Annotated in this window: 4 protein-coding genes and 3 pseudogenes; 3 read left to right on the top strand and 4 right to left on the bottom strand. The window is 73.5% G+C overall.

Annotation, left to right across the window (positions count from 1 at the left end; all coding sequences use genetic code 11):
• Together ACFWPQ_RS09295 and ACFWPQ_RS09290 are read left to right on the top strand one after the other, a co-directional pair.
• Positions 1-294: pseudogene (locus ACFWPQ_RS09295) on the top strand (hypothetical protein); the annotation flags it as partial.
• Positions 295-308: 14 nt separating this feature from the next.
• The gene (locus ACFWPQ_RS09290) at positions 309-2,567 is read left to right on the top strand and encodes a bifunctional polysaccharide deacetylase/glycosyltransferase family 2 protein (RefSeq protein ID WP_384031562.1); all 2,259 of its coding nucleotides are present in this window, start codon (positions 309-311) and stop codon (positions 2,565-2,567) included.
• On the opposite strand, the gene ACFWPQ_RS09285 is transcribed toward ACFWPQ_RS09290, so the two are convergent.
• Positions 2,527-3,315: a BTAD domain-containing putative transcriptional regulator gene (locus ACFWPQ_RS09285; protein ID WP_384031560.1), complete on the bottom strand. Its 789-nt coding sequence runs from the start codon at positions 3,313-3,315 to the stop codon at positions 2,527-2,529. The two genes, ACFWPQ_RS09290 and ACFWPQ_RS09285, sit on opposite strands and share 41 nt — an antisense overlap.
• 216 nt (positions 3,316-3,531) lie before the next feature.
• A pseudogene (locus ACFWPQ_RS09280) lies at positions 3,532-3,930 on the bottom strand (carbohydrate binding domain-containing protein); the annotation flags it as partial.
• A gap of 1,101 nt (positions 3,931-5,031) precedes the next feature.
• Here ACFWPQ_RS09280 and snpA point away from each other — a divergent pair.
• Positions 5,032-5,688 (top strand): annotated as a pseudogene (gene snpA, locus ACFWPQ_RS09275) (snapalysin); the annotation flags it as partial.
• Between the two features lie 197 nt (positions 5,689-5,885).
• Here snpA and ACFWPQ_RS09270 read toward each other — a convergent pair.
• Both ACFWPQ_RS09270 and ACFWPQ_RS09265 read right to left on the bottom strand, forming a co-directional pair.
• Complete coding sequence (locus tag ACFWPQ_RS09270; protein WP_384031946.1) at positions 5,886-6,041, bottom strand: hypothetical protein; 156 nt, start codon at positions 6,039-6,041, stop codon at positions 5,886-5,888.
• 70 nt (positions 6,042-6,111) lie between these two features.
• A complete protein-coding gene (locus tag ACFWPQ_RS09265; RefSeq protein ID WP_384031559.1) occupies positions 6,112-9,426 on the bottom strand; it encodes a BTAD domain-containing putative transcriptional regulator in 3,315 nt (1,104 codons plus the stop codon).
• Positions 9,427-9,515 lie beyond the last annotated feature (89 nt).

Below are 9,515 nucleotides of genomic sequence, written 5' to 3'. Positions count from 1 at the left end.
GCCCCGGCCCGACGGCGGCGCGGGCGGCCCCCCGGCGGGGCGTCGGCTACCTCACGCCGGCGGGCACGGCGCCCCCCGCCCGGCCGGTCCGGCCTTCCGGCGGCCGCGGCAGCCCCGGGGGCCACCGCCGCGGCCACGTCCGCCGCCACCGCGACGTCCACCGCAACCGCCTCCCCGACCGCCTCCCCGACCGCGACCGCAAGCCCCGCCACCGGTGCCGGTGCCCCCACCGGCACCGACGCGCCCTCCGCCAAGGGGCGCGCCAACGCCGCGTCCCACAAGCCCGTGAAGTGACCCGAGGCCCTGACGTGACCGCCCCGACCGACCGCCGGCGCCGTTCCGCCGCACCCCGCCGCACCGCCGTGCCCCGCCTCCGCGGCCGTACCTCCAGGGCCTCCCGGGCCCCCCGGGGCACCCCCCGTACGCACTGGCTGCTGCTGTGCGTGCTCGTGGTGACCCTGTCGGCGGCCCTCCTGCTGCAGGGCTACACCCACCACATGTTCGGGATCACCTCGGACGACGTGACCGGCCCCCGGGGCCGTGCCGACACCGTGCCCGGACAGGTGGCCCACGGCGGGCCCGTGATCGCGGACGCCGCCGGCTCTCCGCACACCGCCCGCCCGAAGACCCGCACCATCGCCCTCACCTTCGACGACGGCCCCGACCCCGTCTGGACGCCCCGCATCCTCGACGTGCTGCGCCGCAACCACGTGCACGCGACGTTCTTCGTCGTCGGCACCCAGGTCGTGGCCCACCCGGAACTGGTCCGGCGCATCGTCGCCGAGGGCCACCAGATCGGTATCCACACCTTCACCCACCCCGACCTCTCCCGTCTCGCCCCCTGGCAGCGCTCGCTGGAGCTGCGCGAGACCCAGCTGGCGGTGGCCGGGGCGGCCGGTGTCACCACCGGGCTGCTCAGGCCGCCGTACTCCTCGGAGAACGACGCGCTGGACGACGCCGACTGGTCCGTCCTGAAGCAGGCCGGCACGGCCGGGTACGTCACCGTGCTGTCCACCCTGGACGCCGAGGACTGGCAGCGCCCCGGCACCGCTCGCGTCCTCGCGAACGCGACCCCGCACGGCAGGGCCGGGCAGATCGTGCTGATGCACGACGCCGGCGGCGACCGCGCCCAGACGGTCGCCGCCCTGAACACCCTGATCCCCCGGCTCAAGGCGCGGGGCTTCCGGTTCGAGACGGTCGGCGCCGCGGTCGGCATGGCCGGCCCCGTCCAGCCCGCCGGACTGGGCGACCGCCTCCAGGGCATGGCCCTCATCAGGATGCTCCAGCTCGGCGACTGGACCATACGGCTGCTCGGCGTGCTGATGTACGCGGCCGGAGCGATCAGCGTGCTGCGGGCGGCGGTCGTCCTGGTCGCGGCCCGGCGGCACCGACGGCTGCGGACCGGGCGCCGGGCCAAACCGTGGGGGCCGCCGGTGACCGAACCGGTCAGCGTCATCGTCCCGGCGTACAACGAGAGCGCCGGCATCGAGGCGGCCGTACGCTCCCTGGTCGCCTCGGACCATCCGGTGGAGATCATCGTGGTGGACGACGGCTCCACCGACGGCACCGCCGACCTGGTGGAGTCCCTGGGGCTGCCGGGGGTGCGGGTGATCCGGCAGCGGAACGCGGGCAAGCCCGCCGCGCTCAACACCGGCCTGGCCGCCGCCTCCTGCGACCTGGTGGTCATGGTCGACGGCGACACGGTCTTCGAACCCGACGCCGTCCGCACGATCGTGCAGCCCTTCGCCGACCCCGGCGTCGGCGCCGTCTCGGGGAACGCGAAGGTCGTCAACCGCGGTGGCCTGCTGGGCCGCTGGCAGCACATCGAGTACGTGGTCGGCTTCAACCTCGACCGCCGCCTGTTCGACCTCGCCGAGTGCATGCCGACCGTGCCCGGAGCGGTCGGGGCGTTCCGCCGCCGGGCCCTGCTCGCCCTCGGCGGGGTCGGCGACGCCACCCTCGCCGAGGACACCGACCTCACCATGGCGCTGTGCCGGGCCGGCTGGCGTGTGGTGTACGAGGAGGGCGCGGTGGCCTGGACCGAGGCGCCCGCGTCGCTCGGCGCCCTGTGGCGGCAGCGGTACCGCTGGTGCTACGGCACCCTGCAGGCGATGTGGAAGCACCGGGGCGCACTGGTGCAGGGCGGCGCCGCCGGCAAGCTGGGCCGCCGGGGCCTGGTGTACCTCCTCCTCTTCCAGGTCCTGCTGCCGCTGCTCGCCCCCGTGGTCGACGTCTTCGCCCTCTACGGCCTGGTCTTCCTCGACCCGCTGCGGATCACCGCGCTCTGGCTCGCCTTCCTGCTGCTGCAACTGCTGATGGGCCTGTACGCGTTCCGCCTGGACGGGGAGCACCCGGGCCCGCTGTGGAGCCTGCCCCTGCAGCAGTTCGTCCACCGCCAGCTGATGTACCTGGTGGTCGTCCAGTCCGTCTTCACCGCCGTGTCCGGCTCGCGACTGCGCTGGCAGCGCATGGAGCGCTACGGCAGCCTGCGGACACCGGCGGCTGCGGACACCCCCGGCGAGGACGTCACCGTCGTATCAGCCCCGTCTCGGGGTACCGCTCCCTGACCCGGTGCGGGAACATGCCGGCCAGGCGTGGTGAGGGTTCGAGTCCGAGTTCCTCGCCGAGCAGGCGCCGGAACGCCTCGTAGTGCCGGATGGCCTCCACGATGTTGTTCTCGGCGAGGTGGACGGCCACCACCGCGCAGTGGGCGCTCTCGCGCAGGGGCTCGATCGCGACGCATCTGAGGGCCGCCTCCAGCGCGAGCGCGTAGCAGCCGCGGACGGTGAGCCGGACGCTCAGCGACTCGAGTGCGTGCAGGCGGAGCTGGCGCAGCCGCTCCCGCTCCGGGTGGATCCACTCCTCGTCCCAGCCGGGCAGCAGTTCACCGCTGTCGAGGAGGACGAGCGGGGACGGCGTGTCCCCCGGAGCCGGTGCGGAACCGGTCAGTCCCAGTGCCGCCCGGGTGAAGTCGTCGACGTCGACGCGGACGCCGTCCGCCAGGCACAGGCTGTCGCCGTCGGTGCGGACCGCCGGCTGCCGCATCCGGCGCAGCCGCCAGAGCACCGTCCGCAGACTGCCGTGCGCGTGCTCCTCGGTGACGTCGGGCCACAGTGTCCCGGCGACGACCGAACGGGGCGCGCCCCGGTGCAGTCCGAGATAGGCCAGCAGCCGTTGTGCGCTCGCCGGCACGGCGACGTCCCCGTTCGCTCCCTCCAGCCGGAAGGTGCCGAACAGGCGCAGTACGGCGCGCTCCTGTTCCCGTGCAGTCGTACGGTCTCCGCGCGGCTCCGCCGTCCGTTCGTTCCGGGCCATCAGTCGTCGTCCGTTCCCCCGTGTCGCGGCCGCAGGTCGAGCGGCCGGTGCCGTCTGCCATGCCGTCCGCATGTGCCTGAGGCAGCCAGCGTGACCAGGCCGGGGGCGGGTGTCATGCCTCTTTCCGCTCAGCGGACCGGGCGGGTCCTGGTCGGTCGGGGAACGGGGTGCCGTCACAGGGGCGTCACCGCTGTGTCGGCCGAGCGCTCAGGTGTGGCCGTCGCCGGGTCCGTCCAGGGTGATGTCGTCGGCGAGGTAATCGCCCTGTGCGTACCAGCCGTGCACGTAGATCGTCACGCTGGTCTGGGCGGCGCCCGTGGTGAAGGAGACGGTCAGTCGGCTGTATCCGGAGGGCGAGTCGGCCCAGGTGGAGGCGCCGCCGTTCACGCCCAGGTAGACGTAGGAGCCGCGGACCCAGCCGCTCAGCGAGTAGGCGGTGTCCGGCCGTACCGCGACGGTCTGGTCGCACTGCCCGGTGTCGCTCGAACTCACCGTCCCCTGGAGGGCCTTGGAGCCCGAGTGGACGGGGGAGGAAACGATCGAGCCCGGGTTGCCGGCGCAGTTCCACGGCGAGAGGCCGCCCGACTCGAAGCCGGGGTCGGCCAGGACGCCGGCGGTCCCGACCGCGCCCGCGGCGGCCGACGTCGGGGCCGCCGACGTCGGGGCGGCCGACGTCGGGGCGGCCGACGTCGGGGCGGCCGACGTCGGGGCGGCCGACGCGCGAGCCGACGGAGCGGCCGGGGTGGCCTCGGTGCGGCCGGGGACCAGGAGGGAGCAGCCGAAGCCGACGACGGCCGCCGCGGCGACCCCGATCACCACGGCCGCCCGGCGCTGTCCGGGTCCCAGGCGCGGGCGGTCCGCCGGACGCGACGGGCGGGTGCGGCCGTCGGGTGCGCGACGTTCCTCCGCCTTCCTGCCGGGGACGGGAGGAAGTTCCGCCGTCTCACCGGCGCGGACGGGCGGGAGTTCCTCCGTCTCGCCGTCGGCCGGGGTGGGGGCGGCGGGTGCAGCCGCGGTCGCGGTCGCGCGGCCGCGGTAGTCCTTGTCCTGGCGTATGTCGACGAGCAGCTGGGCCAGCGCGTCGGTGTTGCGCGGGCGCAGCACGCGGATGGGCTCCAGCGCAGTGCGGTCGTCCGGTGCCTCGGACGCGGGCGGTGTGGGCACGGCGCTCTCCTTCCGACCCGGGGCAGAGACCGGAGCTGCCCCCGCGGAAATTCATACGCACCGCCCGCTCCCGGGGTTCAGCCGACGGCCGCGCCCGGGGGGTCCGACCCGGGGCCGGTAAAGCACGAAATAACCGGAAGACCATGTTCTATGACGTCGGTCACAGCATTCGGTCAATCCACCGGCGTGCTTAGTAGACGCGAGGTGGCAGACATTTAGCCATTTGTCCGTCTTGGCGTGAATGCGGACCCTGGCTCATGCCCCGGATTTCCACCCGGCCGTCTCACATGCCCACCACCCTGCCCCGCAAGGCTTCTGACGTCACCTCAGCTCCTCCTCCCGCCGCGCGGTGCGGACCGGAGACCCGGACACCGCCCCGGCACGGCTCCGGGACCTACGAAGCGAGGTAGTGGCGAGACCCCTTTGCGCTCCCTGTGAAGCCGTCCTAAGAATGTCGACCCACAGGACGTCGCCGCAGTTCGGAACCGGTGTGCACGCAGAGCCGACCATGCACCGGGTCCAGGCGTCACCGAGTGAGTAGGAGCCCCCCACATGAACTCGTCCCGAACGTCCGCGAGACCCCTGGGTCTCGCTCTCGCCCTCGGCCTGGGTCTCGCCGCCGGCGGACTGGGCGCGGCGGCACCGGCGAGCGCCCGCACGGCCGCCGCCCCCACCGCCCCCACCACCTCCGCCGGTGCCTCCGTGGCGCGGTACGACGGATCGGGTGAGGAGGCCGCGAACAACAAGGCGTTCTTCGAGGCCGTGCTCAAGTCGGTCGCCGCGAAGCGCGCCGCCCAGCCGAACGCGCAGGCGGTGACCATCACCTACGACGACTCCCGGGCACCGAGCTTCCGTTCGCAGATAGCGAGCGCGGCCTCGATCTGGAACAGCTCCGAGTCGAACGTCAAGCTGCAGGAGGCTTCGAGCGGCGCCGACTTCTCCTACTACGAGGGCAACGACCAGCGCGGGTCCTACGCCTCCACCAACGGCCACGGAAGCGGCTACATCTTCATCGACTACACCCAGAGCCGGCAGTACGACTCGGTCCGCGTCGTCGCCCACGAGACCGGGCACGTACTGGGCCTGCAGGACGACTACAGCGGGCCGTGCAGTGAGCTGATGTCGGGCGGCGGCGCCGGCCCGTCCTGCACCAACCGCTACCCGAACGCCGCCGAGCGCTCGCGTGTCGACCAGCTGTGGGCCACCGGAGCCGCGCAGGCCCCGGGCACCACGGCGAACCAGCAGCCCACCACCCAGCAGCCCACTGGCCAGCAGCCCACCACCCAGCAGCCCTCCACCCAGCCGGGCACCGCACAGCAGGTACCCACGCTGGTGATGCCCGGCCAGGGTCCGTGGCGCGTGCTCCTCGGCCTGCCCTGGAGCTGATACCGGCCCGTCGTCTCGGATCAGACGCGCGGCGAGGCGTCCAGGGGGTGGCAGAGCGCGAGGTCGAAGGCGTCGCGCAGCCGGGAGATCAGGTGGATGTCCTCGTCGCAGTGGCGCCGCCCGCGGGCCTGGTAGGCGAGATCGGTCACGAACAGCAGGCTGGGGCGGACGGACACGGTGCAGCTCCCTCGGTGGTGGCCACCCGCCTAGACACGTGTGCGAGCCATGACCGGGGCAGGTCGCGCCCTACGCACCGCCCTCGTACTCCGTCTCGGGCACGCCGATGTCCGAGAAGATGGTCCTTGCCTGTCGTCCCATCAGTTCGGCGGCGGCGCCGTCGGTGCTCCGGTGGGCGCGGGCGAGCGAGAAGAGGGTGCGGGCCTCGCCGGGCCGGTGGCCGGTCTCGCGGTGCACGGCCAGCGCCTGCCGGCCGAGCTCGACGGCCCTGCCGTGTGCTTCCTGGGCCTCCGCCGTCTCGCTCAGGGCTGTCAGGGCCTGGCCCTCCACCACCCGGAACGAGTGGGCGCGGGCCAGGGCCAGCGCCTGTTCGGCATGGCGGCGGCCCTCGTCGTACCGGCCCGTCTCGTGGTGGGTGAGGGAGAGACACAGGAGGCTGTCCGCCTCGGCCCGGGCGAACCGTGCCTCGCGGGCCAGGGCGAGGGCCTGCTCGCCGACCCGCACGGCCAGGTCCGGCTGCCTCAGCCGTCGCCGGGCCGCTGCGACCGTGTTGAGGATGCCGGACTGGACCCAGTGCCGTTTCGTCTCCTCGACCAGCGCGTACGCGCGCTCGGCCTGCTCCAGCCCTTCCTCGTGGCGGCCGAGTTCGATGCTGATCTTCGCGAGGGCGGCGAGCATCATCGCGTGGCCGTCGCGGTAGCCCGCCCGCCGGTCGGAGGCCACCTCCGGGCCGAGGAGGTCGAGTCCGTCGGTGAGACGGCCGAGTTCCCAGTACACCCCGCCCAGGATCTGCAGGGCCGAGCTGGCGTTCCACCAGCTGACCTCAGCCTCCAGGCGGACGGCACGTTCGAGGTGTCCGGCGGCCTCGTGCAGCCGGCCCAGATCCCGGCAGGCCATACCGAGGCCGACCATCCCGAAACCTGCGAAGTAGCGGTGCCCGGTCTGGCGGAAGAGGCGGAGACCGGTGGTGAAATCGTCGTGCGCACGGTCGAGGCGCGCCATGCTCCACTGCGCGAAGCCCCTGAGGCCGAGCCCCGACGCCTCGCCCGTCGCCCAGCCGAGCTCCCGGCTGATGTCCAGTGCGCGGGAGGCGTGTTCCATCACCTGCCGGACATGCCCCCGGTCCCACCGTGCCGCGGCGAGGCTGGAGTGCATCGCCGCCTGGCCGAACGGATCCCCCTCGGCCTCGGCCGCCTCCAGCGCCGTCTGCGCGGTGGTCTGCCAGGTCTTCCGTGGCAGATGCATCCAGAAGTCGCTGAACAGCGCGGAGGCCAGGTACCAGGCGACCGGACGGGGGCCGTGGTGGGCGGCATGGTTGATGACGGCGAGCAGATTCGCCCGTTCCGCGTCCAGCCACGGCCCGGCGGCGACGGCCGACGGCATGCCCGGGTGCCTGCCGGGACGGAGACCGTCGGGCAGTTCGGGAAAGAGCCCGGCCCCCGCGGTGGTCCGGGTGGCGTGCAGGTACCAGATCAGGACTCGTTCGAGGGCGGCTGCACGGTCCGGCGCCGCCTCCTCCGCCACCGCACACTCCTGCGCGTACTCACGAAGGAGATCGTGGAACCGGTACCGGCCCGCCGTCGCGGGCTCGATCAGGTGGGCCGAGACCAGTGCACCGACCAGCCTCCGGGCCTGCGACAGCGGCGCGTCCAGGAGCGCCGCCGCGACCTCGGTGGTGAACTCCGCCCCGGGGAACAGGCCGAGCAGCCGGAACAGCCGGCGCGCGCCGGGCGCCAGAACCCGGTACGACACCGAGAACGCCGTACGCAAAGGGGAGTTGGCGTCGCTGTCCGGCTCCAGCGCCTCCAGCTTGCCGCCCTCGGTCATCTCGGCGACGAGGTCGGCCGTCCGCAGCACCGGGTCGTCCGCCAACCTGGCGGCGGCCACCCGCAGAGCCAGGGGGAGGCTGCCGCAGAGCAGGATCAGTTCGTCGACCGCGTGCCGGTCGTCGTCGACCCGGTCCGTGCCGAGGGTCCGGCTCAGCAGCGCGCGGGCCTCGTCCGGCTGGAGGAGGTCCAGCGGCAGGGCATGGGCACCGTCGTGGGCGACGAGATCGCCGAGCCGGTTGCGGCTGGTGACGAGGACGCAGCAGGCCTGGCCGGACGGCAACAGCGGACGTACCTGATCGGCGGAGGCCGCGTTGTCCAGCAGGACGAGCATGCGCCGGTCGGCCAGCAGGGTCCGGAACACCCGGCTCTGGGCCTCGTGGTGCGGGGGGATCTCCGCCGCCGCGAGCCCCAGGCTGCGCAGCAGCAGTTCCAGGGCCTCGCCGGGTTCGAGGGGTTGCCGGTCGTGGTCGAACCCGTGCAGGTTGACGTAGAGCTGGCCGTCCGGGAAGCGGTCGCGGACCTGGTGTGCCCAGTGCACGGCCAGCGCGGTCTTGCCGATGCCGGCGGCGCCGCCGATGGCGGAGATGACCACGGTCTTCGCCGTCCCGTGTGCCCCCGCGGGCGCAAGCAGCGAGTGGAGCCGGTCGAGTTCGCCGCTGCGGCCGGCGAAACCCGGGGTGTCGTGCGGGAGTTCGGCCGGCACGGCGCCCTCGCGCGACGTGGCGTGCACCGACGGAGGTGGGTGCAGGAGGAAGGTGTCGTCCTGGCGGAGTACCGCTTCGTGCACCCGGCGCAGTTCCTCGCCGGGATCGGCTCCGAGTTCGTCCCGCAGTCGTATGCGCAGGTCCTCGTAGGTTCTGAGCGCTTCCGCCCGGCGTCCGTGGCCGTACAGGGCCCGGATGCGCAAGGCCGTCAGCGACTCGTCGTAGCGGTCGGCGGCCGAGGACGCCGAGGATGCCGAGGATGCCGACAACCCGCTCAGGTCGTCGAGGGCATCGCCGAACCGGCCCAGCAGGACCAGGCACTTGAGCCACTCAAGCCGGAACGTCCGCCGGCGCTCCTCCCACCGCTGCCGCTCCTCCTGCGCGAACGGTCCCGGCAGCCCGGCCAGCGGCTCGCCCCGGAACAGGCCGAGGACCGCGGAGAGTTGCTCCGCCGCGGCGGCCAGGTCGCCCGATGCGACGGTACCCAGCGCCGCGCCGCCCCGTTCGTCCAGATCCGCCGTGTCGAGCCCGACCCCGTCGACGACGAAGCGGTACCAGCCCTTGCCGCTGCGGATCACCGACTCCGCGGGCGGGGTGCGTCCCGGATCGAGCACCCTGCGCAGCGAGTTGACATGGGTGGGCAGCACCTTGTGGCCGCCCGCGGGCGGCTCCTCGCCCCACACCGCGTCGAGCAGCCGCGTATGGCTCACCACGGCCCCTCGGCGCAGCAGCAGCGCGGCCAGCACGGTCTGCCGCTTGACCGGCCCCAGCTCCAGCGGCGTCCCGCCCCGCCACGCCCGTAACGGCCCCAGCACTTCGAACCGCAGCACCTGAGGAGACCCGTCGTCCACCCCTGCGCCTCCGCCCGCCCGCGTCATCGGAATTTCATCAGAATTGCAGCACCCCCGGACACGGTGATGCGCACGACATCGCACAACCC

The organism is Streptomyces sp. NPDC058464 (genome assembly GCF_042721035.1).
In the GTDB taxonomy this organism is placed as follows: Bacteria; Actinomycetota; Actinomycetes; order Streptomycetales; family Streptomycetaceae; genus Streptomyces.
Note: the sequence above shows the minus strand (reverse complement) of the source record. Positions and strands in the feature narration are given on the sequence as shown.

Bases quoted from the DNA above. Each gene is read 5' to 3' on its own strand.
- ACFWPQ_RS09285 (WP_384031560.1), bottom strand. From the start codon at position 3,315: ATGGCCCGGAACGAACGGACGGCGGAGCCGCGCGGAGACCGTACGACT.